Annotated in this window: 20 protein-coding genes; 1 reads left to right on the top strand and 19 read right to left on the bottom strand. The window is 47.7% G+C overall.

Annotated features, from left to right (window positions below; all coding sequences use genetic code 11):
- Positions 1-25 precede the first annotated feature (25 nt).
- The 5 genes from MHB82_RS13370 to MHB82_RS13350 all read right to left on the bottom strand — a co-directional run bounded on the left by MHB82_RS13370 (position 26) and on the right by MHB82_RS13350 (position 6344).
- Positions 26-1057 (bottom strand): zinc-dependent alcohol dehydrogenase, encoded by a 1032-nt coding sequence (locus MHB82_RS13370; protein WP_341174904.1) that lies wholly within the window; start codon positions 1055-1057, stop codon positions 26-28.
- A 59-nt stretch (positions 1058-1116) separates the two neighbouring features.
- A complete protein-coding gene (locus tag MHB82_RS13365) occupies positions 1117-2397 on the bottom strand; it encodes an aminotransferase class III-fold pyridoxal phosphate-dependent enzyme (RefSeq protein ID WP_341174903.1) in 1281 nt (426 codons plus the stop codon).
- A 33-nt stretch (positions 2398-2430) separates the two neighbouring features.
- Positions 2431-3585 (bottom strand): glycosyltransferase family 2 protein, encoded by a 1155-nt coding sequence (locus MHB82_RS13360; protein ID WP_095358283.1) that lies wholly within the window; start codon positions 3583-3585, stop codon positions 2431-2433.
- A gap of 272 nt (positions 3586-3857) precedes the next feature.
- Entirely contained in the window at positions 3858-5135 is a 1278-nt protein-coding gene (locus MHB82_RS13355; protein ID WP_341174902.1) for a BNR-4 repeat-containing protein, read from the bottom strand.
- Positions 5136-5411: 276 nt separating this feature from the next.
- Complete coding sequence (locus tag MHB82_RS13350; RefSeq protein WP_341174901.1) at positions 5412-6344, bottom strand: LysR family transcriptional regulator; 933 nt, start codon at positions 6342-6344, stop codon at positions 5412-5414.
- Positions 6345-6422: 78 nt separating this feature from the next.
- Between MHB82_RS13350 and dapA the strand changes: the two genes are divergently transcribed.
- Positions 6423-7319 (top strand): 4-hydroxy-tetrahydrodipicolinate synthase, encoded by an 897-nt coding sequence (dapA, locus tag MHB82_RS13345; protein WP_095358285.1) that lies wholly within the window; start codon positions 6423-6425, stop codon positions 7317-7319.
- 103 nt (positions 7320-7422) lie between these two features.
- Here dapA and MHB82_RS13340 read toward each other — a convergent pair whose 3' ends face one another.
- From MHB82_RS13340 to MHB82_RS13275, 14 genes are all read right to left on the bottom strand, one after another.
- Entirely contained in the window at positions 7423-9687 is a 2265-nt protein-coding gene (locus tag MHB82_RS13340; RefSeq protein WP_341174900.1) for a hypothetical protein, read from the bottom strand.
- Positions 9688-9797: 110 nt separating this feature from the next.
- Positions 9798-10760 carry an AEC family transporter gene (locus MHB82_RS13335; RefSeq protein ID WP_095358287.1) on the bottom strand — a complete coding sequence of 321 codons (963 nt, stop codon included), beginning with the start codon at positions 10758-10760 and terminating at the stop codon, positions 9798-9800.
- Between the two features lie 181 nt (positions 10761-10941).
- On the bottom strand, positions 10942-12642 hold the full coding sequence (locus tag MHB82_RS13330; protein WP_095358288.1) for an NAD-dependent malic enzyme: 1701 nt from the start codon (positions 12640-12642) through the stop codon (positions 10942-10944).
- A 307-nt stretch (positions 12643-12949) separates the two neighbouring features.
- The gene (locus MHB82_RS13325; RefSeq protein WP_341174899.1) at positions 12950-13342 is read right to left on the bottom strand and encodes a hypothetical protein; all 393 of its coding nucleotides are present in this window, start codon (positions 13340-13342) and stop codon (positions 12950-12952) included.
- A gap of 188 nt (positions 13343-13530) precedes the next feature.
- Positions 13531-14244 (bottom strand): glycosyltransferase, encoded by a 714-nt coding sequence (locus tag MHB82_RS13320; protein WP_341174898.1) that lies wholly within the window; start codon positions 14242-14244, stop codon positions 13531-13533.
- A gap of 122 nt (positions 14245-14366) precedes the next feature.
- Complete coding sequence (locus MHB82_RS13315) at positions 14367-15599, bottom strand: sialidase family protein (RefSeq protein WP_341174897.1); 1233 nt, start codon at positions 15597-15599, stop codon at positions 14367-14369.
- A gap of 19 nt (positions 15600-15618) precedes the next feature.
- A complete protein-coding gene (locus MHB82_RS13310) occupies positions 15619-15987 on the bottom strand; it encodes a hypothetical protein (RefSeq protein WP_341174896.1) in 369 nt (122 codons plus the stop codon).
- A gap of 234 nt (positions 15988-16221) precedes the next feature.
- Positions 16222-16683: a hypothetical protein gene (locus tag MHB82_RS13305; RefSeq protein ID WP_341174895.1), complete on the bottom strand. Its 462-nt coding sequence runs from the start codon at positions 16681-16683 to the stop codon at positions 16222-16224.
- Positions 16680-18698, bottom strand: coding sequence for a S9 family peptidase (locus MHB82_RS13300; protein WP_341174894.1), 2019 nt, complete (start codon positions 18696-18698; stop codon positions 16680-16682). The genes MHB82_RS13305 and MHB82_RS13300 overlap by 4 nt, the downstream gene beginning before the upstream one ends.
- Before the next feature lie 26 nt (positions 18699-18724).
- Positions 18725-19654 (bottom strand): ABC transporter permease, encoded by a 930-nt coding sequence (locus tag MHB82_RS13295; protein WP_110822342.1) that lies wholly within the window; start codon positions 19652-19654, stop codon positions 18725-18727.
- Positions 19655-19669: 15 nt separating this feature from the next.
- Positions 19670-20587 (bottom strand): ABC transporter permease, encoded by a 918-nt coding sequence (locus MHB82_RS13290; RefSeq protein WP_110822343.1) that lies wholly within the window; start codon positions 20585-20587, stop codon positions 19670-19672.
- A gap of 104 nt (positions 20588-20691) precedes the next feature.
- Positions 20692-22260, bottom strand: coding sequence for an ABC transporter substrate-binding protein (locus MHB82_RS13285; RefSeq protein WP_341174893.1), 1569 nt, complete (start codon positions 22258-22260; stop codon positions 20692-20694).
- Positions 22257-23468 (bottom strand): M20 metallopeptidase family protein, encoded by a 1212-nt coding sequence (locus tag MHB82_RS13280; RefSeq protein ID WP_341174892.1) that lies wholly within the window; start codon positions 23466-23468, stop codon positions 22257-22259. Before MHB82_RS13280 ends, MHB82_RS13285 begins: the two co-directional genes overlap by 4 nt.
- The gene (locus MHB82_RS13275) at positions 23468-24214 is read right to left on the bottom strand and encodes a FadR/GntR family transcriptional regulator (RefSeq protein ID WP_095358294.1); all 747 of its coding nucleotides are present in this window, start codon (positions 24212-24214) and stop codon (positions 23468-23470) included. The genes MHB82_RS13280 and MHB82_RS13275 overlap by 1 nt, the downstream gene beginning before the upstream one ends.
- Positions 24215-24235 lie beyond the last annotated feature (21 nt).

Genomic DNA, 24235 nt, shown 5'->3' with positions numbered 1-24235 from the left:
CGGCAATTCCGAGAATTCTATACTTCTATAAAATCAAAGCTGTTTTGACCGAGTTCATCGGCAGGGGCTCCCCGGTACGCAGATGATACCCCACTGTACCGTTGAAAGCCTCCTCGTAATCAGACAGCAGCTCCTTGGCCGTCACCATACGCTCCAGTTCCGGAATGCTTTGCGCGAATTTCAATGCCGTACTAATCATCGAATGCACGGCTACGGCGCCAATAATGCTGATTCCGTCATTAATTACATCTGTTGATTTGAAGGTTACTTTGTAGCTGTCGTCATAGCCCATGGGAATGATTCTTCCCCCTTTGGCAATCATCTCAAATCCAACATGAAGCTGATTCCCTACCGCATCGACTACGATGTCGAACTTTTTGTTGTTGTTGATTTTATATACATTATCCAGCGTCAGTTCCTGAGGATAGAACACATGATCAGCAATGCCTGAAGCAAACTCTTTGCGGTACGGGTCTACTTCGGTACCAACGGTGAGCCGTGCCAATCGTTTGCTTACGAGCTGACACAGGGAACCAATGGCGCCTGAACCCAGAACGAGTACTGAATCGCTTGGCTTCACGCCTGCTTTCATAAACGTCTGCAGCACACAACCAAGCGGTTCAATCATCATCGCCGTTTCCCAGCTCATGGAATCCGGAATCGGGTAGATGTATTTCTCATCTCCCACATAATATTCCGCAAATGTACCGTGCGTGGTCATGCCTACCTGATTGTCATCGAAGTTTTCGCAATAGATGAACAATCCTTCGCGGCAGTAGGAGCAGGTTCCGCAGGATTGAGTGGGATCAATCAGAACGCGGTCGCCTACCTGAAATCCACGGACTTCAGGGCCCACCTCCACAACCGTACCCACGCCTTCATGACCGATAATCGTTCCCTTGTTTGCCGGAACTTTGCCTTTGACAATGTTTAGATCTGTGCCGCAGATGCCTGAGCCATAAATTTTGACTTTAACCTGGTTCGGCTTCTGGATGCTTGGTTGTTCAACATCAAGTAACGCTACCTGTTTATGGTCCTGATATACGAGTGCTTTCATGGATGATTCCTCCTAATCGATTCCCTGTAGGGATGAAGTTATAAACGTTTTCGAATACGTTACCGAGCAAGATGCTCCTGTTTACGCAGCTCTTTCCAATCCGAAAGGGTCTGCAAGAGGGCTTCTTCCACCCATAGCAATTCTTCGCGCGTATGGGCATCCGAGAAAATAAAGTATCCTTTGGTGAAAATGCCGAAGTGTGCCATTTTCTTTACGATAAACTCACGGAAGGGATCCGATTGGAAGTTCTCCTCCGTAATTGAATGAATGTAGAAGCTTGCATAGGTACCCTTCAATGCCAATTGGTCCGTCAGCCCAAGAAGCACAAGCTCTGCCTCGATCAGATCCATGATTCGGATGGTGGCATCCCGCCAGCTCGGCCATACCTTGGCAGCTTGCATCAATCGCTCACATGCGATGGCTGCTGCAAGTGCAGTGGTCTCACTGGAATGCGCATTGCTGAATCTGACTTGTCCTGATAGGGACATCAAATGTTCGGGTCCCATCACGGCAGCAAGGGGCAATCCGTTCGCCATTCCTTTGGAGATACAGAGCAGATCAGGCCAGATGTCATACTCTCCTGCTGTGGCCTGCTTGCCCATACGAATGCCCGAAGTAACTTCATCAAAAATCACAATGATATCCAATGATCGGCAAAGGGAGACGACTTGCTCCAGCTGTTCACGCTTCCATTCATTGGGACACAGCACAATGCAGGCGATGTCTTCAGGTGACGCTATGATCTGAGCTTCAATTCGTTCTGGTGAAGGCTTGTCCACCCAGATCGTTGTACGTTCGATATCAACCGGAATGCCGCGCTCTTTCGTTTCCCGACCATAATAACCATAGGCTGACCAGTCATGCCACCCGTGATAGGCTGTTGCAATCACCTTGCTTTTGCCGCTTCCTGCCCTAGCGAGACGCACGGCTCCACTGACAGCATCCGCACCGCTCTTCGTGAATCGCAATGAAGGATATCGCCCACCAAACCGCTGAAGGATCAGATCAGCACACTCCAGTTCAATGTCAGCAGGGATGGAATAGCTTGTCCCTTTTTTCAACTGATGAATGACGGTCAATTGAACTTCATGCCGCGCATGCCCCCAAGGAGCGGTACCCATGGCCATCTCGCAATCCAGCCATTCATTCCCATCAATATCGATAAAGCGGGAATTCCGTGCTTCCGCACAACACACGGGCGTGTAGCCTGGAAACAACCGTTCAGGCGCTTTGGCAAGTGTACTGCATCCGCTTGGAATAACCTTTTCAACGTGCGCAAGCCACTCCAGATTACGGGTAAACCTTACGGCACGGTCCACCGTGCTCTCTTTTGATTTCACCTATAGTTCCTCCCTTTATACTAGGTTTAATGGTTAACGAACCTTGGTTCCAGGCCAGCAGCCGTCATAGATGCGATCCATCGTGATGACATTGCCATACAAATCGATAATCAGATCCTTGGCCCGATGCGCATGCCTCATCTCGATCCAGTACCGGTTTTCCAGCAAACGGGCGAAATTGTCTACCAAAAACAGCAACCGGTTTTCACTGTGAATGAGTTCCTTGCCCAGTACCTGCGGCAACCAGATGGCCCCGTTCGAATTGAAGCGGTTGGAATAATCACGCACCTCTGTAATAGGTGCAATCTCAGCTTCCTCAAGCTTGGTCCAGAACGTATCAGCATCACTGCGTACTTCAGCGAGATCAATGCCGACGATCGGCAGATGTTGGTGCTCCAGTTGGTTACCCAGCTGTTCTTTCAAGTGGCTGAACACAAACGGCCAAACATCTGCCTCGATCTCACTCCCCCACTTTTTCCAGAAGCGGGCCAAATTGTTTTTCCGGTTGAAATTTCGATGAATGCCGCTGCTGCGCTCCCAGTGATAAGCGCGAATGTTTGGGTTAATGACTGTATCATATCCGGCTGCACGTGCACGCATCTGGTAATCAAAATCCTCGTATCCGTTGAAAAATTTCTCATCCAGGGTACCGATCGTTTCGTAGACTTCCCGCTTCATGCCGAACATGGCGAATACAACCAGCTGCACCGAGAACGTCTCTTTTGGAATATCTTCAGGAGATGCATTGAGGAAAAGGTGCCTGCCGATGGTGTCCGCAAAAGCAATACCGCAGTGCTGCACGCCCCCGGTTTGCGGATACAGCAGCACACCGCCAATCATGCCGATGGTAATATCGCTATCCAGCGTCTCTCTCATCAAGGACTGCCAATCCGGCTGCAGAATGGTGTCGGAATCCAGGAAGAAAATATAATCTCCCTCCGCTCGCCGCAGCGCACTGTTAATGGATACTGCGCAACCGAGTGGAAAATCATGCTGAAGAATTTCAATCGTTACCCCTTCTCGAACTTCCTGCTTCAGTTTCTCCAGATGTTGAAAGACAGCCGAGCCGGAACCATCATTGATGAAGATAATCTGTGTAGACGGGCTTACCGTCCGAAGCAGTGAATCGGTGAACAGGTTCAGAATATTATAATCCTGGTTAACTGGCACAATAATCGTATAAAGCATGGAATCCCTCCTATTGGATATGATGGAATGCGTTCAAGCTGTTCACTCTGGAAAGTATGTCTGGATACCAGCCTCCTTGTTCCGAATATGCTGTCTTAATTTGGTAATTGTTTGGGTCTACTAGAAATTTATATCATTTCTTGTAATTATGAAATCTCAAATTCTGAACTCTATTAATATTTGAATATGATCAAAAAAACACCTCTGGAGTGAGTCCGCACTGCCTGTGCGGTTGACTCTCCAGAGGTACTTTTCAGAAGTGGATAAACAGCTTAGTTTCTTCCGTAATACAGCTTGCGATTGGTGATATCCACCAGGTACAGAATGTCGACACCATTGGCATTGCGCTCAACACTGAGCCTCTCAATTGGTTTGCCGGGAGCAATCGACGTCTGGGTCCATCCGCCATTGCCGTCCGGAACCGCCATATATGCACGGTCGGTGCCGCTATATTTCGTATAATAGACCCGGACTTCTGACCCCGTCCACGTAATATCAATTCCCGCTCTTGTTGCCGTGGCATTATATACGGTCTGCTGCGTCCATCCACCTGTATCATAAGAAGCATATTTCACGGAGAAGTTCGTGCTTCCTTCCTCCCGGTATCGGTAGACAATCTTCGGATTGCCTGCTGAATCTACGGCCAGCTTGGCGCTCTGGATTCCCGGTCCCCCTGGATCGCCTCCATCCTTGACGTAGGCCTCGGTTGGAGCAAACGGCTGGACAATATCCACATTACTTAGCGATACGGGTGAAGCTATGACACTGCCATCAGCTTTATAGAAAGTACCTGTTGAAGGTCTGTACTTTACGTAAGACAAATCATGACGTAGTGCGCTCGAAACAAAAGTAGACCATTCAAACAGGATGTGTAAGTCACCTTGCGCATCGAAAACCAGATCATTGGGATAGAATGAACGACCCGCGTTCGCACCGACGACCGCCTCTTGGCTCCAGCTGGACTGGGCATTGTTCCAGCGATACAAAATTCCAGGCCGATATCCAGTCGTGTCATCGCTTGATCGAATTAAAAGATAGACATCACCATTTGGTGCTGTTGTCAGAACGGGGTATGTCCCCTTGAAAGTGGAGAAGGAAGGCATATCGGAAGAATGATTCTGCGGAGCGCCTCCAACGGTATCTGACCTGAAATAACGCCAGCTATCGTTGTGCATGGATGCAAAGACGTGAAATCGGCCGCTGCCGTCTCGTGCTATGGAAGGTTGGTTGTGCCCAATGTCATCACTGTACTGTGCAATGCTGCTGCCATTCATCACCGGAATGTTGGACCACGTTCCTGATCCGTCCCGTCTTGCGATATTTACAGTATGTGTGCTCTCTGAGCCTCCCGGGCCGTTATATGCCAAGTACGCATACTCATTTCCCGTTCCATATGTCTCAAGCGGCGTCCACCATCCCGCCTGATTGCTTGAATCCATGGCATAAGGTACCTCCGTGAGTGCTGCTGCTGCCATACCAATGCTCGTTGGCAATACGGATATGAGCAATGCGGCAGCGGCGCCTATCTTCCAGAACCTGCTTTTTCCCAAGATCATTCGCCTCCTTCATGATTGGTGTAACATGAATTCGTAGAGAAAGGATCCCCGGCCGGGAATAATTAAAGCGCTTACAGTTTACTGGGTGCTTGTTAGCGCCATCATCATGGTAACATGAGTTTTCCTCTGTACGTCATATACAAAATCATGCTTTTAATAGAACATAATTTTGATATTTTAGCTTCAAGATAAGATGCAATAGAACATTTCATCACTTCCGGTTTTGCTAAACGTTTTCGAAATATTCCACCGCCAAAAAGACCGAATGGGTTACCATTCAGTCTCCTTAGCTCCGAGGTTTGTGACAAATTGGCGCAATGCATGAGATACCCATTTTCGGGTGTGAATGACTAACTGGATTTCGAGTCTGAAATCACCATGCTCCAGCGGCAATACGGTTAGCTCCTCCCGCCGGATCTCATCGAGGGCGATCATTTGAGGCAAAAGCGAAATTCCCGATCCTGCCATAATGCTTCGCTTAATCGCCTCAGGGCTTCCAAGCTCCAGACCTACTTTGTAAGGAATAACGTTAGCCCTCAATACTCTCTCCAGTAGCTGTCTGTAATTGCAGGTATCCTCGGGCATAATCCATTCTTCGTCAGCCAGATCGCCCAGTTCAATTTTCTGCTTCTTCGCAAGGGGATGATCTGTGTTAACGATGAGGACGAGCGGCTCTTCCCGGATGGTGATCCACTGCAATCCTGATTCGGATGATGCATTCGCCAGAATAAGTCCCACATCGGCTTCTCCCTCTTTTACTTTCTGCAAAATCATGTCTTCGCGATCCGTCTGCAGCCGAATACCCAGTTCAGGATACTGCTTGCGTGTCGTCTGAATCGGGGCAGGAAGAAAATAGGAAGCCAGCGAATCCATCGTTGCGATGGTAAGGGAACCTCCGCCCTGTTTGGTCAGCTTTTCCTGCGAATGTTCATATATCTCCAGGAGTTGCCCGGAGAGCTTGAACAATTCTTCCCCTGCTGAAGTAAGTCGGATTTTATTGTTATTGTAACGTTCGAATAATTTGACCTGATAGATTTTCTCCAGCTTTTGAATCTGTGTCGTTACACTCGACTGTGCGTAGCCAAGCTCTTCTGCCGCCTTGGTGAAACTTTGCCGCACGGCCACTTCACGAAAGGTTTGAAAATAATTCAAATCCATGTTCCTGAACCCTACCTTATCAAAATAATCGATAACACCCATCATCTATTATAGTTAACTATGATGCTAATTCCCATGGTAAAGTGAATTTAATGTCATTTCAACTTAAATGGAGGCCATATTATGCTAACCGAACAACAGATTCAAGGTATTTATGTACCGGTAATCACCCCTTTTACGAAGGATAATCAGCTCGATATCCCTTCCTTTCGGAACTACATCACACATATGGCGAATAGCGGAATTCACGGTTTAGTTATTAACGGCACTACCGGAGAGTCACCTACGGTTTCATGGGATGAAGTGGAGCAGCTCGTTCAAGTCACGAAGGAAACCTTGCAAAGCATAAATAAAACAATACCCATCGTCGTTGGGACCGGAACCAACGATACAGCATCAACGGTCAAGCGTACACAAATGGCTGGTGAACTCGGAGCGGACGCCGTTCTTGTAGTCACTCCCTACTACAACAGACCAACAGAGGAAGGCATTTTTGAACATTTTCGTGTGACTGCTGAAGTGGGAGTACCCATTATTGTATATGAAATCCCTGCACGCACGGGTGTACGTGTCTCCGTGGATACGATGAAAAGAATAATGAACTTAGACGGGGTTATTGGCCTTAAGGACAGCACCAACGGCGTGGAATTAATGTCGGAGCTGGTACGAAGCGGATCCAAACCCATCCTGTGCGGGGATGATGCATTCTTTTACGATATGTTAAGCGAAGGTGCTGCTGGAGGCATGCTGGCATCTGCCAATATTAACACAGAGCAATTCATTGAGGTGTACGATCGCTTTAAAAATGGGGACAAAGAGGGCTCGCGTGAGCAGTTTACTCGAGTCGCTCCTTTTATTGACCATCTCTTTGCAGAGCCTGCTCCTGCCATGATCAAATGGCTGCTTGTCAATCAAGGAATCATTAGTTGCGATCAACTGCGCCTGCCGCTGATGCCGGCATCTGAACAATTAAAAGCGAAGATGGATGAATACTTGGTGAGCAGTAACGCAGTAAGCTAAACACATCATTAACTACAGTGAATAGACATTGAAAAAGCCGCAGATCTGCGGCCTTTTCAATGTGTTTTATGAAATTCTAAATACAAGCGTTTGCTGAGGGATGCTATCCATTTGATGAATAATTTAGGATGAGAGCTTCACGTGTCTGTTCATCATAACTGATCCAGAGCTCGTCGCCGATCTCTACACCGAATATAGGATCGATCGACTGACGAATTTCATAGATCTGTCCACCTCGATCCACAGTAATCCGCGCCAAGGGACGCTCGCCGGCAGTTATCCCTTCATACATGACGGTGCGAATCGTGGCCGCACCCTGTTTGCCTTTGGCTAACCGAAGTTCACGCTCATAATCTTCACGTTTCATATGCATTGGAATCCGCGTTCCGTTCTGAACATCAGTACCCAATGGTACGAACAGGCTGTTTGTTTTGCGTATGCTGTCCTCACCACTTGTTATCATCAAATCCATGACCAATAGCTCCCGATCGAGGAACTCCGTCTCTTTCTTCTCCATTCGGACAACTTCTGCCTCCAGCGCCAATTGATCGGCAAGTTCCGAAGTACTCACACCATAACTTTGAAGACGAACCTGGCCTCCAGCCAGAATCAAAGTTGCCTCGGTCCCTACACGGTAGCTGAAGCCCGGAGGCTGCACAACCGGCACCTCGTATTCTTGATCATCCGCTGTAAAATGGAGCAGGAGGACCTTGCCGCGATTCAGGAATCCATAGTGATCAATACGTTCAAGAACAGCATGATGTATGGTTGAAGGCATCTGGTCCTGTAAATCCTCATCGGATATCAACATGGCCTTTTCCTTTTCCCGATTATAGCTGATAACTACCTGATCGCCGATACGATTAGCATTCAGGAGAGAGATGACCTTTTTGAGTTCAACCTCCTTCCGTTCACCATCCAGCTCGAAACGAATTTTGAAGCGAACGAGAGGCTGATTGTTGACGTAGGTGCCTGTCTCTGCCATCTCCATGATCGTACCATTCAACAGTTCACCCTCATTAATCTGCCGTGTACGCCGTTTAAACATTAGTGGCAGGATGAACTGTGGAACGATAATAACTAACAGCGGAATGGCAAGCCAAACTGCCCAGTTGAGGACAAGAACCCCCCCTTCACCAATACGACCTAGGAAACCACGGAAGGATAACTGTCCATCATTCGCTGCTTTGATCCATTCGAGCATCTGATCCTTCGTCTGCATATGGACTAGTCCTGTCTCCACGTTCATGGCGCCTGCCACCTGATCACCGTCGGAATAATAGAGCGTATCATCTTCGAGAGCTTTGTAAAATTCAACGTCCGTGTTCTTCAGGTCCTCATATGTTAAATGCCCCACCATTGCTCCTGTATCTATGAAAGACTTTTTCTTTTCATTATAGATATAACCGCGAACTTCACCTTGTTTCTCAGCTTCCATGGAAGATCCGACAATGAAAACCTCCTGGTCATTCAATAAGAAAACACTCGCTTGGTATACCGGTTTGGGAGTATTGACTACAGATCCCCACTCATTCGTTTTGGCATTATAGAAACGGACTTGTTTGGGATTGGAATCCTCGGCGCGAACCAACCGAGTGTTATCAACGCCAAATGATTTGGCGAACATATTGGAAGCCTGTTCCTGTGCGAGGAAAATGCCTACATCCTCGGACTGGATCTTCACGGCAGGAAGACCATCCTGTTGAAGAATTCCACTTACATGGGCCCTTCGGCCATGTTCAAGTACAACTTCAAATACAGGAACAGGCAGCTCGTTTTTGAAGCTCACGTCTAAGTCAGAGATATTTTCCGGATCCGACGGAAGTACATCTGGACTATTAAGAATCACTAGTTTTACTTCTGCGTCCCTGACCTCTGCAAGGTATGTCGTTGAACCTTGTGTTTCTCCATTCACAATGAGCCTGCCACGCCATGCGTGTACACCTGCCCAAGGAGTATCGAGCTGCATTGTACTTCGGGCTAATTCTGCCACTTCTCCCGTATCCCGTACGTGAGTCAGCTGTAAGCTCTGACTGCTATCTAATGTTGGGATGATCACACCGTTATTCTGATATGTAGTTGCTGCTAATGGACCTTGAGAATTGGCACGGATCATTTGTTCTTTGATCAGGTTTCCCGTGTTAGCCTCATACATGTGGAGCCTCGAATACTCGCCGTCCATTTCATCCGTTAAAGCTACAATTTTGTTCCCGCCATCAAGATAATACATGCCTGTCAAATTGGAATATTGATCTTGGACGCTCATAACCCCACCTCGATAATCATTCCAGATCTGTACCGTCAAGATCATCGCAGGAACAAAAAATACGAGAATTGTAAACGGAATTCTATTCTTCTTCTTTTTCAATTAACCTCCTCCTTCCGCACATCTAAACATTATTCATAATTTTCATCGTATACGCAACTTTTTAAGTTCAGAAACGGAAAAAAGCCGCGAATATCGCGGCTTCTTCTGAGTCAAACCAATATGGAGATGAGGATTGGCAGTGAGATCAATGACAGGACGGAGCTCATGACAAAGGATGATGCCGTCTCCACCTCAAGTGTATCGAACCTGGATGCAATCATCGCAGCTACGGCTGAACCTGGGAAGGATACAAGCAGGATGACCATAGTCATGTCGGTTGATGATAGTCCCATCAATAATGCAAACATGTACGTAAACAACGGCAGCGCAATCACCTTCAACAGTGAAATGCTGATGGCATTCAGGCTGAATTTGATCCGGTTAATGCCCACCGTTACCCCGATTGCAAACAGCGCTGCTCCGGAAGTAATGCTACCGATCTGATCAAAAGAGCTTTGCAGCAGCTGAGGTGACTGGAAACCAACAAGCGTCAGGATTACACCCAGAAGCGGAATGCAGGCAAGCGGTTCTTTCAGACCATGGATGATGGAATGGATCGTTAGTTTTAACAAGCTTTCGCCATGACCATTCTGCTTGCCTTCTTCCGTTTTCTTCCCCACAGAACTGACAATGGTCGCGATTGGATCAAGCAGCGCATTAACTACGATGCCCGTGATTGCAATTGGAATGGTGACTTCAGCCGCACCGAACAGGTTACCCAGAACCGGAATCCCCATAAATGCAAACGAAGGTTGAGTAGCATTCAATGAAAAGATCGATGACTGGCTAAGATTGACTTTGAAAATGAAACGCATCACCAGCAGCAGCACAACATAGAAACCGATAATCCCCAAGAATATGGTCATGAAGAATGGCCACTTGTCAATCAGGGTCTCTTTTTTAGTCGTAGTGATACCAATGAACAAATGCGCCGGCAGCGCAAACTTGGTCACCAGTGTATTCAGGCCTTTGGAGGATGCGGAGTTAAATACTTTGAAATAGCCTCCAAAAAAACCGAGTAAAATTACGAAAAATATAGGAATTAATATAATGAAAATGTCACTTACTGACATGTTGGTCAAACCTCCATTTATGATCTGAGCATTTGCAACACTTCAACAAATGACAAAAATTTTGATCATGTGATATGTTATTTTCAATTTTGGACACAGCCAAGGAATACCTGTACGGATGGACAGGTATTCTCTCGGTGTGACGTATTGTCATATTCAAACCATTGCGTGTTCACAGTTATCAAACTGCTGCAAGGATCGGTCTATATACAGGGTGCCACATGGCATCCTTAATCGCCTCTTCCACGTTTTCGAGTTGACGGCGGGCAACGCCGTCTTCGATTGCTGCTTTCGCTACTGCAACTGCCACTTTGTAAGAAACATCCTGCAATTCTTTCACCCTTGGCAGCAGTGGAGCTCCAGGTTCAGAAGAATCTACTGCACCTGCTACCGCGATCGCCGCTGCTGTAAACATATTCTTCGTAAATTTCGAAGCTTTCGCTACAATAGCTCCCAATCCCAGACCAGGGAAAACAAACGCATTGTTGGATTGACCGATTTCGAACTGAATGTCATTATACATTACAGGTTCAAATGGGCTTCCTGTTGCGATCAATGCTTTGCCATCCGTCCATTCAATCAGGCTTTTTGGAGCTGCTTCGGCGAGGGAAGTTGGATTGGACATCGGCATAATGATTGGACGTTCCACATGCTTGGCCATTTCCTTCACAACCTGTTCGTTGAAGGCACCTGTAACACCCGATGTACCGATCAGAATGGTCGGTTTAATACGAGTAACAGCTTCAAGCAGATTAACCTGCCCCTGTTCATCCCGATTCCAGTCTTTGATCTCGTCCGCTTTGCGTACATACGGCTTTTGGTACTCGAACAATCCTTCGATCTCGTCCGTCAAAATACCGCGATAGTCAAACGCCCAGAACCGGTTTTCTGCTTCTTCCTGCGTAAGTCCTTCTTCCATCATGGCATCTCTGATCTGATCCGCATTACCAATACCGGCAGCCCCTGGGCCAAATACCAGTACGCGATGCTCACGAAGTGGTACACCTGTAACCTGAACGCCTGACATCACAGCAGCCAGTGTAACGGCACCCGTTCCTTGAATGTCATCGTTGAAGGTGAGAAGCTCTTCTCCATATTTATGGATGATGTTTCTGGCATTTACGCTGCCCATGTCTTCCCAGTGAAGCAGCACGTCGGGGAACCATTTGGTCGTTTCCTTCACAAAAGCTTCAATAAACTGATCATACTTCTCACCGCGGATACGTTCATGACGATTCCCTACATATAATGGATCATTCAGCAAAGTAGGATTGTTCGTTCCTACATCAAGTACCACTGGAAGTACTCGGCTTGGATCAACCCCTACTGCTGCGGTGTACACTGCTAGTTTACCGATGGCAATGTTAATGCCGCCTACACCCCAGTCTCCGATACCAAGGATGCTTTCCGAGTCGGTTACCACAATGAGATCCACGTCTCCAGCTTGCAGACCACTGTTTCGGAATGCCTCCTCCAGGCCGTCCATATCGTTAATAGAGAGGTACACTCCGCCAGGTCTGTGGTATTGATGGCTATATTCCTGAATCGCTTGACCGACCGTAGGTGTATATACAATCGGCAGCATTTCACTAAGATGTTCTTTCAATAATCGATAAAATAAAACAATGTTTCGGTTAAACAAGTCATTCAGCATGATGCTTTTACGCAAGTTATCAGACTCATTTTGCAGCTGCTGATAAACCCGGCTCACCTGTTCTTCAATATTTAAAACCATCGGCGGCAAAATGCCGTTCAGGTTCAGTTCTTTTCTCTCTTCTTCGGTAAAGGCAATACCCTTGTTCAGAATTGGATTGGATAGAACTTCTTTACCTCTTAATTGTGTTTTCAGATTCCCGCTCGAATCAACAAAAAATGTGTTCATCGCTACTAGCCTTCTTTCATGATGTCTCTTTAGTTTCTTTTTAACACTAGATAACTTTAAGTTAGTTGTTAACCTTCCGATGACAATTATATGACTTTTTCACTATGATGTAAACGAAGTTATGAAACTTTCATGAAAGGAATTTAGTTGCAATTCGATAAATAATATTTATCAATTTTCTATTTTTCAAGAAAATCATTTTATAGCATTCTTTGGATTTCGACATGAGGAATAATGACAGTACATAAACATAAGAAAAAACCGCATTGCTGCGGTTTTAATACGTTCATCTGTTTGAAATGAATTGTTACGGGATGTAAGCATCCACAACCTCTACCTTTTTCACTGCTCCATCCTCTATGTATTTCACATCTATTACGCTTCCTCTCTGAAATTTTGGGACATGTATGATTGGAATATATGTCTTCACAATGGTTTGAAAGGTCTGACCATCTTCCTGGGTAACTAACAGATCAAGACGTACGCCAGGCCGTCCATCCATGCTGGATGAAGTCTCAGCGATATCCTGGATGATTGCTTCTGCAGGCATTCCGAAGCTCAAAATCTCCTTTTTGTTTTGCATCTTCTCTTGACCCGTTCGCAGCCTTTTAGTGACATTTAAGACGAGAATCAATCCTGTGGTCAACCCGAACACAACAATTGCTATACCAATGATTACGATCGTTAACGTTGTCGTCATTTCATCCTCCTTAAATGAGACTTCTTACAGATTACTTCAAGATTAGATGCGATATTCCTGCAACTGTTTGAATCCGTGTGACTTGATCTGCTGTGTACACTAGGTTTGATTTCAGCCTTATCTTCAATCACTCGATAGTTTAAGGAGGCGCTCACAGGAGCGCCGTTTTACTTCATGGATGCCGCCTTTTAAATTTCCTTGTCTGCGAATGGGCGAAACTGATCTGTAACGGTGAGTAGTTTACTACCCTGCAGATAAAATGTATCATCCGCTTTCCACGTATGGCTTTTCTTGTTCTGCCTCCGGTGATAGACATAGTTATAGGGTGAGGTCGCATATGTTTTGAACCCTTTCCTCCTGCATTGCCTCAGAAAAGTAACATCTTCCCCCACGGAACGGTCGGTGAATCGAACCTTCTTGAGCACTTCCTTTTTGAACAGGATCGTGCCCCCCTGCACAAATTCTGAGAATTTACTGGCTTCCTTAGGGGATCTGATCAGTAGTTTTTTCGAAGCGCCGAGATATACCAGACAGGAATGTTTGCCCACGATATCACTTCGGGTCCGTTTTAATGCCCCTACTTGTTCTTTCAGATAATAGGCAGAATAATAATCGTCATCATCAAACTTAGCAATTAACGAGAAGCGGGCACGTTCAATCCCTGCATTCAAACATTGTCCCAACGAGATTCTCTCAGGAACCTGATATACATGAATATTGGCGTGGCCTCGAACACGGTTTCGATATGATTCCAGATTCATGCCATCATGATTCAGAATGATAATCAACTCTTTGCTCCGGTACCGCTGTCTCTTAAAATTCGTCAGAATGTTATCAAAAAACTGTGATCGGTTCGTACATACTATAATGGAAACCCCATGTCCACCCTCTGTCTTGTTCAAGGCTTAACCTCTCTTCTATGAATGATCTTTCATCATATGTAGAAGAATAGATCAGGTGTAGGCTAATAGAAAAGAATTATAGATTGAGCCCTGGCTGACCTGCCAAGGCTCCCCAAGCATGGTTACGTACCAAAATACACGTCCAGTTTTCCTGTTGGTGGCGTGGTCGCCATCCACACGGCAGCCAGATTATCAGGAGCGGCGGTGGCAGCCGTAATATAATCCCCAATGAGCGGTGTGGGAACCGGATTATTTCCATTCGGATTAAAAGAAGTCGTCGTGAGTCTACGATTACTGAACGTCACCCCGCCGTCAAAAGATTCAGCAACGAATACGTCCAGAAGGAATCCGTCGATCCGGTTGGTCATATAAATGACCCGAATCGTTCCCGCAAACGGGGACACGGTTATAAATGGGAAGAAATTCTGTGTACCTGGAGGGGCACCCGTTATACTTACAGGAGCTGACCAGAGCAGTCCATCAGGAGATTGGCTGAGGAACACATCCGTGTAACCATTTCGGGCATCGTTCCAGACTCCGTATACGGTTCCACTTTTCGGTCCAATGGATATGTCGGCCCCCAGACACAGGTTGGTTTGAACTCGAAAAGCATAATTGGGCACTGGTAATGGCGAAGGAGCTGGTACAACTGAGGAGATAAACGTAGCCTGACGTTCAATGGGAGGCTGATAATTGATTCCTCCATCATAAGATATCCTCAGTAATGCAGAAGGACTGGCAGGTCCTGTAATAATATACCCGGCATAGACCTCACCAGAAAAACCAACGGCTAACGCTGCACGGTCATGAATCCCACGCGGGTTGGACTGTCTGTCTGGTGGTTCCCAGGTCAAACCCTGATTCACCGATCTCTGCGTAAAAATGGCAGAAGATGTCGTTGCGAGGGGTGTATACCCCACGTAGGCATGCCCACGATACGGACTGCCTGGAGACCGATCCACGGCAATGAATGGCTCATCATTATGAACAATTGTCCCATATCCTGCTTGCACAATTACGGGAGGCTGCCATGTTTCACCATCATCAAACGAAGTATAACTGACGATTGTCCCATCATTGATTCCATTGAACACATGAACGGTCACTATAAAGGTACTTGGAAAAGTATAGTCAATGGTAGGTGCCTCTGCCCCCGAATATCCGGCTGGCTGTGGAAGCACTGTCGTCGACCATGTGTTTCCACCATCGATTGAACGATAGAAACCTGTTAGCGTGGGCCCTGTACTGGTATCCACAGCAACAACACACATGATATTCGGATTTAGCGTATTTACAGCAATGGAAGGTTCAAACTGGTTGCCTGCCAAGGCACCGGTAATATTCACTACTGGCAATATACTCACCTCTATTCCTTTAAGGGATATTTGTAAATCGATCTATTAAGGTCATCTCCGACTGGAGAATTCGCTGTATAATTTGACCTGTAGAATTAACAGCATACACATCGATAATGGTGCTTGTAGCACTGAAATAATCACTTTGCACTTCAAAAAAAGCAGCGTTAAGCAGTGGATAGATAAATGTTCTCGTAGCTTGGGGAGTCAATTGAAACAGCTCATGACCAACTGGAATGCGTGTAGTTTGGGTTGTGTCCCACCTGAATACTTCAAGTTCAATATTGGCGGGAGCATTAAGTGAATCGTTGATGCAGGTTACAATGACCTGAGTGGATTGCGTCTCTCCAGTTACGGGATTATAGACAAGACCTGTACTATTCGGCAAAACAATTCACTCCCTTCTTAGCAGGAAAAGGTACACTTCTTCCGTTTAGACTATACTATGTTTCTGTCTATCAGCCGTCACGGCTAATATAAGTGCCTCAGCGAATGATCCTGTTCCTTTTTCATGCACCGCATAATCGTGCGCATCTTGCCTCTTCGCTCAATAAAACAAAAAAAGCCCTGGTACAACTCCCCAGGACCTTTCACTATACGATTGCAATTTATCTAGGTTGAATTATTGATATTTTAGTTCTATCCACACGAGAGTATCTGTTAAGAGCACAGTATCCGCCTCATTATTTTCTTCTTCAACAATCTCCCACTGCCGGCCAATAAGCATGCGCAGCAATTCTATCTCTTGAGTGCTTAATTGGATATTCCGCAGCGTTAACTCCTCTTGGCTGTAGTCCCGATCAATCTTACGATTAAACCGAAAGTCCAGCACTCGTTTCAGCCCGTTGATATGCAAAAACTTAAACTCGTATCCGCTGCGAATGGCCTCAGCCCAATCCTCACCAGCTTCCTCTGCCGTCTGCAACCGTTCTTCCAAATCCATGGTTGGTTCCTTGAGCTTGGACCGCAAAGGAGCCAGATCCCTTCGGTGCAAACGATCGATAATAACCTCAATCGGTTCACCACTCGTCAGAACATTCTCCACCAGCATCCCTACAGGAATCGAAAGCCGCACCTGACTCATGCTTCAACCGTCTCTTCTTGAAGATACTGATTGAACCAGGCATTGATCTGTTCGAAACTATCTACTCGTAGTGAAGGCTTGCCGCTTTTCAGCAGCGAATGATTGGAACCAGGGTAGCGAATCAGTTTGGTTGTTTTGCCGTAACGTTTGAGCGTGGTGTAGAGCTCCTCCGCCTGGGCAATTGGAGTCCGATAGTCCTGCTCTCCGTGCATGATAAGAAGCGGTGTGTCGATCTGATGTGCGTGAGCCAGCGGTGAACGGGCCCATAACAGCTCGGCATTCTCTGCCGGATTACCCCCAATGACTCCCTCAACATAAGATATGCCTATATCACTGGTACCGTACATGGAGAGCCAATTGGAGATGCAGCGCTGGGTTACAGCGGCCTTGAACCGGTTACTATGGGCAACGATCCAGTTCGTCATGACCCCTCCGTAACTGCCGCCTGCAACACCCAGACGTGATTCATCAAATATTTCGTATGTGTCCAGGACATGGTCAACCGCCTCCATTAAATCACGAAAGTCTCCACCCGCGAAATCGCCACGGCAAGCTCTGGCAAATTCCTGTCCGTATCCCATACTCCCTCGCGGATTCACCCATACAACGGCATACCCTTGTGCTGCAAGTGTCTGCATCTCATAACTGAAAGTGCCCGTATACATTGCATGCGGGCCTCCATGGATTTGCAGAATCAGCGGAGTTTTGGCGCTCGAATCCTGCCTCGCAGGCTGCAACAGCCAACCTTGGATGCGCCAGCCATCTGTGGATGTAAATTCAATCCGTTCAGGTACATTTACTTGGAGTGCGTTGATCCATTCGTCGTTTCTCCGGGTGAGCCGGATCATTTTGCCAGTCTCAACATCCACGCGATACAGCTCCGCAGGGTGATCAGCAGTAAGTGCAGCAATAATGAGTGTAGCTCCATCGGGTGACAATGTGTATTGGTACACATCCTTTTCACCTTTTCCGGTCAAGGGCTGACAGTCTCCATTTGCATGGATTCGGTACACATCCACGCTTCCATCGTGCGTACCGAGTACAAGCATGCCTCGTTCAGGATGGTTCACATCCCAGACCGGAGATGGAGACGGACCGGCGGATTTCATATCTCCGAGCGCAGTGTTGCCTAACTGCATATCCAATTTTGCTGTAATCGGCTTAGGTGTTCCGCCTTGCACGGGGACTGTATATAATCGGTTATGACTGCCGCTGCCGAATTCCCTGTCGCTGGCGATCAGATTAAGTACCTGACCATCCGGAGAATAGGAGAACTGGCTCACCAGCAGACTGGAGTCCGTCACTTTGGAAGGCGCACTTTCTCCCAGCCGAATCGTGTATACGTCAGCGAAGTACAGCAGATCCGCATCGGCTTCCTTATCCTCCACCTGCTTTGAGATAAAAGCAAGATTCTGGCTATCCGGTGACCATTCGGGCCCACTGACGTTCCATGGTCCGGTGGTCACTGAAGTGATCTCTCCACTTCCAACCTCATAAACGAACAGATGGCTGTAGAGACCGTCCCACCAACCGGATCCCTCCGCTTTCGGCGTTGTACGTTCATACACTTTGCCACGCAGCTTAGATGCCGTTTCATTCTTCGCCTCATCTTTGTCACCTGCGCCTTTTATCTGCACTTTGCTGGTGAAGGCAACATACTGGCCGTCAGGTGACCAAGCGTAATCCAATATTTTACGATCGGGCGGAATAAGATTAACAGGTTCGTCCTCACCTGATGCAAGTATCCATAATCCTTTGCCGCCCTCTTCCAAACGCAAGAAAGCAAGCCGTGTTCCGTCCGGTGTCCAGCTCGGCGCTGTGTCCTTGGTTCCATTCGTGAGCTCGACATCATTGCTGCCATCCAGCGAGATTCCCCGAATCCGGGTGTTGTACTCGTTCTTTTGCCGGTCTATGGTCTGCTCTACGTAGGCCACCTGTCCATTCGGATGGATTACGGGTTGGCTAATGGAACGATAATGATATAAATCCTTCGGCATGATCGGTCGTTTGTTCATATGAAGGTCCCCTTTCCCCAGTCCTGTTATTTTTTACTCGTTTCCGTACGTGGATCAAGTACATCTCGCAACCAATCACCGAGGAAAATAACACCAAGCACTGTGAGTGTGATGGCTAGTCCAGGGAATGTGGCGACCCACCAGCTTGTGGCTACATATTGTCTTCCATCACTGAGCATGCCTCCCCATGAAACGTCAGGCGGTTTAATGCCCAGACCGAGGAAACTGAGCGAAGCTTCCATTATAATGGTCGTTCCGACGTTCATACCGCAGATGACGATAAAGGAAGATAGAATATTCGGCAGAATGTGTTTTACAATCAACCGTCCATTCTTGGCTCCAATGGATCTGGCAGCATGAACAAAATCGCGCTCCTTGATACTGAGAACCTCACTTCGAACGATACGGGTAAACGGAACCCAGTTGGTCACACCGATGACAAAGATCAATGTTGTTATGCCCGGACCAACGATGGCCATCACAACGAGCATAAACAGAATGGTAGGAATGGCCATGAAGGCATCTCCCACCCGCATGATGACCGCATCCAGCCATTTCCCATAAAATCCGGATAACAGCCCCAGTATGGCGCCGATCACTCCCGAGACTATGACCGCGCCCATACCTACAATTAATGAAACACGCGCACCGTAGACGATCCGGCTCCACATATCTCTGCCCAGGTTATCCGTACCGAGCCAATGTTCCGAAGTTCCTCCTTCGAGCCAGGCTGGAGGTTTAAGACGATTAAGCGGGTCGACAGCAGCGGGATCATGACTCGTTAACAGAGGTGCACATATGGCGATCAAGACAACCAGCAAAACGAGCACTGAACCAAGCAGCCCGGTTTTACTGAGGATCAGTTGTTTCCAGAGATAGCGAAATCCTGCCTGCGTACGTGAACTTCCGTTTGCCTGATCCGCACCCGGAATTGGCATTTCATTGTTCCCTGACATGGGTTGCACCTCCCTCTAGTCGAATTTAATGCGCGGATCAAGCAGCCGGTATGCTACATCCGTCAGGATATTGGTTATAACTACGATTAATGCAATGACAAACACGGCTGCCTGTACAATCGCCATGTCATGTGTATTGACGGCGACGACCAGAAGCTGTCCCAGCCCCGGCCAAGAGAACACCGTTTCCGTAATAAGTGTTCCGCCGATCAGACTCGTAAACTGCAAGCTCATAATCGTTACCACCGGGATCAAGCCGTTCCGGAACGCATGTCTCCCAATCACGACCATCCGGCCAAGCCCCTTGCTTCGTGCCGTACGAATATAATCCTGACTTAGAATTTCCAGCATACTGGAACGAATAAGACGGGTCATCTGTGCGGCCAGACCTACACCAAGGGTAAATGCGGGCAAGATCAAATGCGACAGACCACCACGGCCCGAGACGGGCAGAACACCCAATATTACAGAGAACAACAGGATCAGCATGATACCCATCCAGAAGTTCGGCATCGCCTTACCGATGACGGATATCCCCGAAATGATCAGATCGGTAAACGTATTACGTTTAACCGCCGAAATGACACCCAGCGGCACAGCCATCAGAACGGCAAAAAGCATGGCTGCTACAGCTAGTTCAAAGCTGGCAGGCAATCTCTCCAGAACAAGCTGCAGGGCTGGTTGTCCATAGCGAAAAGATTGACCAAAATCGCCCTGCAATGCACTGCCCAGGAATTTCATGTATTGCGTGTAGAGCGGTTGATCCAGCCCAAGCGCTTCTGTAAGCACTGCGCGGTCTTCCGCTGTGGCAGTCTCGGGGAGCATCAGGGCAACAGGATCACCCGTGACCCTGACCAATATAAACACAATCAGCGATACAATGAATAATACCGGAATGACTTGCAGTAAAGATTTGAATACGTACTTCCCCATCCTTATTCACCTCCATGCGATACAAAAGAACGGCAGGAACTTGGTCTACCCAGTCCCTGCCGTTCACGGCCTAACGTTGCAATGACCAGTTGTTCTGCCGGGTCTTACTGTGCTGCAGGTGTAATCTCGTCGGCATAGAACATTTCATCACTGCGCGGCGTGAAGTTCACGCGTGCATTCGTTCCGTAGACCCCTTCCATCTGGTACAGATACACGGCTGGACGTTCTTCTGCGAAGATTTGCTGTACTTGCTGGTACTCTTTTTCCCGAGCCTCAGGGTCCATGTTCACCAATGCAGATTGAAGCAATTCCTCCACTTCCGGATTATCGTAATCCGACTCTCCTTTTGCTTCTTCCAACATGTAACGATTGTAGTTGTTTGAAGCGTCGAACAAGGAATTGCCGATACCGATCATGAAGATTTCCTTGAATGATTTGGAGCTGTAACGTTCACTGAAAGCACTTGGCTCCAGCACGTCCATATTGATTTTGAAGCCTGCTTGCTCCAGCATGGCAGCCACAACTTCGACCTGTTCCTTATATTGTGATGAAACGGAAATAGTCATCTCGGCTTCACCTTCAGCGTAACCCGCTTCTTTCAGAAGCTGTTTGGCTTTTTCCAGATCATATAGGGATGTTTTGTATAATGACGGATCTGCACCAAAGTTACCTGGCGTTACCGATGTACGGGTGACGATACCTGCTCCGCCTGCAATGCTGTCGACAATACCTTGTTTGTCGATGGCCAGATCAATGGCTTCACGGACTTTCGGATCAGCTGTAATGCTGCCTTCTGTCTGACGGAAGATCAGCTGCAGCACACGCTGGATTGGCGCTTTGACAATTTTCTTGTCTGCTTCACCTTCAATGCGGGCGATGTCTGTAGATGGAATCGATGCAGCTACGTCAACTCCACCCGCGAGCAGTTCGGATACCCGTGTGGAAGCCTCAGGGATTACGCGGAATACGACTTCATTCCATTTCGGTTCATCGCCATAGTAGTTCTCATTCTTCGCGAGTACCACACGATCATCTTTGGTCCATTTGCTGAATTTATATGGTCCGGTTCCTACCGGCTGTTTCAGGAAAGCATCCATGCCATTTTCCTCGATATATTTGGCAGGCAGGATGCCTGCTCCCATTTTGGAGAGACGGTTAAGTAGGAGCGGATCCGGTCCGTCTGTAATGATATCCACCGTATGCTCATCTACGGCTTTAACTTCAACGATATTTTTGAAATAGCTGTTTTGTTTAAGCGTTTCATCTTTGGCTACACGCTCGATTGTATATTTGACGTCTGTTGAAGTGAATGGATCGCCATTATGGAACGAAACCCCTTCACGCAGCTTGAAACGCCAGGTGGTGTCATCCACTTGTTCCCAGGATTCAGCAAGTCCAGGCACTTTATTTTGTTCACTGTCGTTTTTGATCAGATAATCGAATACGTTAACCAGAACCGCCTCACTGGATGTATTGTTGTTGTTATGCGGATCGAAGCTCTCAATATCCGTAGCTGCTGCAATCGTAAGTGTTGTGCTGGCAGCTCCGCTGCCTTCGCTTCCACTTGATGCCGAGTTGCTGTCAGTGCCTGTACTTGTTCCACCGCATGCGCTGAGCACCAATGCTACAGCCAGTAATGTAATCCACATGCCAGTCCATTGTCTTTTTTTCATTTGGAACGTTCCCCCTCAGAAGTCGTGTGTCTTGCCAAAAACTCAAGCGCTATGGATGACAGCATGCCTACACCATAAGGCATTGCCGTTTCATCCAGATCAAACATCGGATGATGCAGCGGATATCTTGTCCGCTCTTCCTCATTGCCCGAACCAAGACGGAAGAAAACGCCAGGAATCTGTTCGCAATAGAAGGCAAAATCCTCACCGCCAGTAGAAGGTGGAATGCTGCTCCATCCTTTTGCCCAATCCAATCCATCAACAGTTTCGGTAAGCAGGTCAACCATCGCATGATCGTTCACCACGACCGGATATCCATCGCCATAAACAACTTCATGCCCTGCGCCGAAGGAAGCGCACACCCCGCTAACGACTTGTTCAATCAATGCAGGCATGCGTTCACGAAGGGTGGGTGACAGTGTGCGGACCGTACCGATCATCTCCACCTCTGGCGCAATGGCTGTGCCCATATACCCGCCAGTGATTTTGCCAATGGTAACCACAACAGGCTCCAGCGGATCCACCAAACGACTGGCGATATTCTGCAGCGCTGTGATGACCTGAGCAGATACAGCAATCGCATCGATGCCTTCATGCGGCCGTGCAGCATGTCCACCTTTGCCAAATACACGAATCACCAGACGGTCTGCTGAAGCAAAAGCAACCCCTTTACTAACACCAACGGTGCCCGTATCCTGGCCAGGTGTCACATGCAGACCTGCGATCGCATCTACCTTCGGATTCTCCAGTACACCGTCCTGAATCATGGCCCGTGCGCCGGCCAGTCCCTCTTCTGCTGGCTGGAACACAAACTTGATGTTGCCCGACTTCGGTCTGCCGAGACCGGTAAGCAGTTCAGCCGCTCCCATCAAAATGGTGGTGTGGGCATCATGACCGCATAAGTGAGCCTTGCCTTCAACCTGGGAACTGTACTCCGCCGATTTCTGATCCTGGATCGGAAGGGCATCCATATCTGCCCGGAGTGCAATGGTTGGACCATCCGTTTCCCCCCGGAGCAAACCGACAACCCCGGTCCTGCCAACATGACGGGTCACTTCAAGCCCAAGGCTCTCCAGATGCTCGGCCACGATGCCTGAAGTCCGCACCTCTTCGTATCCGATTTCAGGATGGCGATGGAGGTCTCTCCGCCAGTTCGTGAGCTTCGGCTGCAGCTGCTGTGCGAGTTCAAATAGTGTTGTTTGTTCCATTAGTGCTCATTCCCTTCCTGTGGTTCTGATGAGACCAACCGTGAATAGATGGCATCAGCGGAAAATGCAATGTGACGTTTCATCGTATCTCGAGATTTCACCGGATCACGTGATTTCAGTGCTTCAAGTATCTCGGTATGTACTCCTTGGTTAAGGACCCGAATGTTCTCATCGTATGGCATTAGATCCAGCGCAGGATTGATCTTGGTACGAATCTGTCTGACTGCCGTTTCCAGGTAAGGATTCCCTGACGCCTTGGCAATTGACAGATGAAACTTGACGTCCAGTGCCCTGAACCATTCCCGGGTACAATCTGGCTCAGTACTCTGTTTGATGTAACCTTCCAGAAGCTCCAGTTCGCCTGCGGTGATCCGCTCAGCAGCCAGAAAAGCACCTTCCGGCTCCACGATTGTCCGATATTCAAACACATGTAACATCTGATCCCAGTCACGCATAATTTCTTCCTTGGTTCTTTTGTGTGCATTAGCCGTAATAGGGAGTACGAATGTTCCTCCCTTGGCACCAACACGTTTTTCAATCAATCCCTTACTCTCAAGAGCAGATAAGGCTTCACGAACCGTAATTCGGCTTGCATTGAATATTTCGGCAAGTTCACGTTCCGAAGGGAGCTGATCTTCACTCATGATTTCTTTAAGGATAATAGCTTCCTCTAACTGTTCTCTGATAAACTCACTGACCTTTATTGCAGAAACTTTCTCAAACTGGAAAGTCGCTTGGTTGAACATATCAACACTCCGATCGATATA

Origin of the sequence: Paenibacillus sp. FSL K6-2862, assembly GCF_038005125.1 — a bacterium.
Classification (GTDB): domain Bacteria; phylum Bacillota; class Bacilli; order Paenibacillales; family Paenibacillaceae; genus Paenibacillus; species Paenibacillus illinoisensis_A.
The sequence above is the reverse complement of the archived record's forward strand: the minus strand, read 5'-3'. Positions and strand labels throughout refer to the sequence as shown.

Excerpts from the sequence above, each read along its gene's own strand:
- MHB82_RS13275 (WP_095358294.1), bottom strand. The coding sequence starts at position 24,214 with ATGTTCAACCAAGCGACTTTCCAGTTTGAGAAAGTTTCTGCAATAAAG.
- MHB82_RS13350 (WP_341174901.1), bottom strand. The coding sequence starts at position 6,344 with ATGATGGGTGTTATCGATTATTTTGATAAGGTAGGGTTCAGGAACATG.
- MHB82_RS13280 (WP_341174892.1), bottom strand. The coding sequence starts at position 23,468 with ATGGAACAAACAACACTATTTGAACTCGCACAGCAGCTGCAGCCGAAG.
- MHB82_RS13295 (WP_110822342.1), bottom strand. The coding sequence starts at position 19,654 with ATGTCAGGGAACAATGAAATGCCAATTCCGGGTGCGGATCAGGCAAAC.
- MHB82_RS13370 (WP_341174904.1), bottom strand. The coding sequence starts at position 1,057 with ATGAAAGCACTCGTATATCAGGACCATAAACAGGTAGCGTTACTTGAT.
- dapA (WP_095358285.1), top strand. The coding sequence starts at position 6,423 with ATGCTAACCGAACAACAGATTCAAGGTATTTATGTACCGGTAATCACC.
- MHB82_RS13285 (WP_341174893.1), bottom strand. The coding sequence starts at position 22,260 with ATGAAAAAAAGACAATGGACTGGCATGTGGATTACATTACTGGCTGTA.
- MHB82_RS13360 (WP_095358283.1), bottom strand. The coding sequence starts at position 3,585 with ATGCTTTATACGATTATTGTGCCAGTTAACCAGGATTATAATATTCTG.
- MHB82_RS13335 (WP_095358287.1), bottom strand. The coding sequence starts at position 10,760 with ATGTCAGTAAGTGACATTTTCATTATATTAATTCCTATATTTTTCGTA.
- MHB82_RS13290 (WP_110822343.1), bottom strand. The coding sequence starts at position 20,587 with ATGGGGAAGTACGTATTCAAATCTTTACTGCAAGTCATTCCGGTATTA.
- MHB82_RS13330 (WP_095358288.1), bottom strand. The coding sequence starts at position 12,642 with ATGAACACATTTTTTGTTGATTCGAGCGGGAATCTGAAAACACAATTA.
- MHB82_RS13300 (WP_341174894.1), bottom strand. The coding sequence starts at position 18,698 with ATGAACAAACGACCGATCATGCCGAAGGATTTATATCATTATCGTTCC.
- MHB82_RS13325 (WP_341174899.1), bottom strand. The coding sequence starts at position 13,342 with ATGACGACAACGTTAACGATCGTAATCATTGGTATAGCAATTGTTGTG.
- MHB82_RS13305 (WP_341174895.1), bottom strand. The coding sequence starts at position 16,683 with ATGAGTCAGGTGCGGCTTTCGATTCCTGTAGGGATGCTGGTGGAGAAT.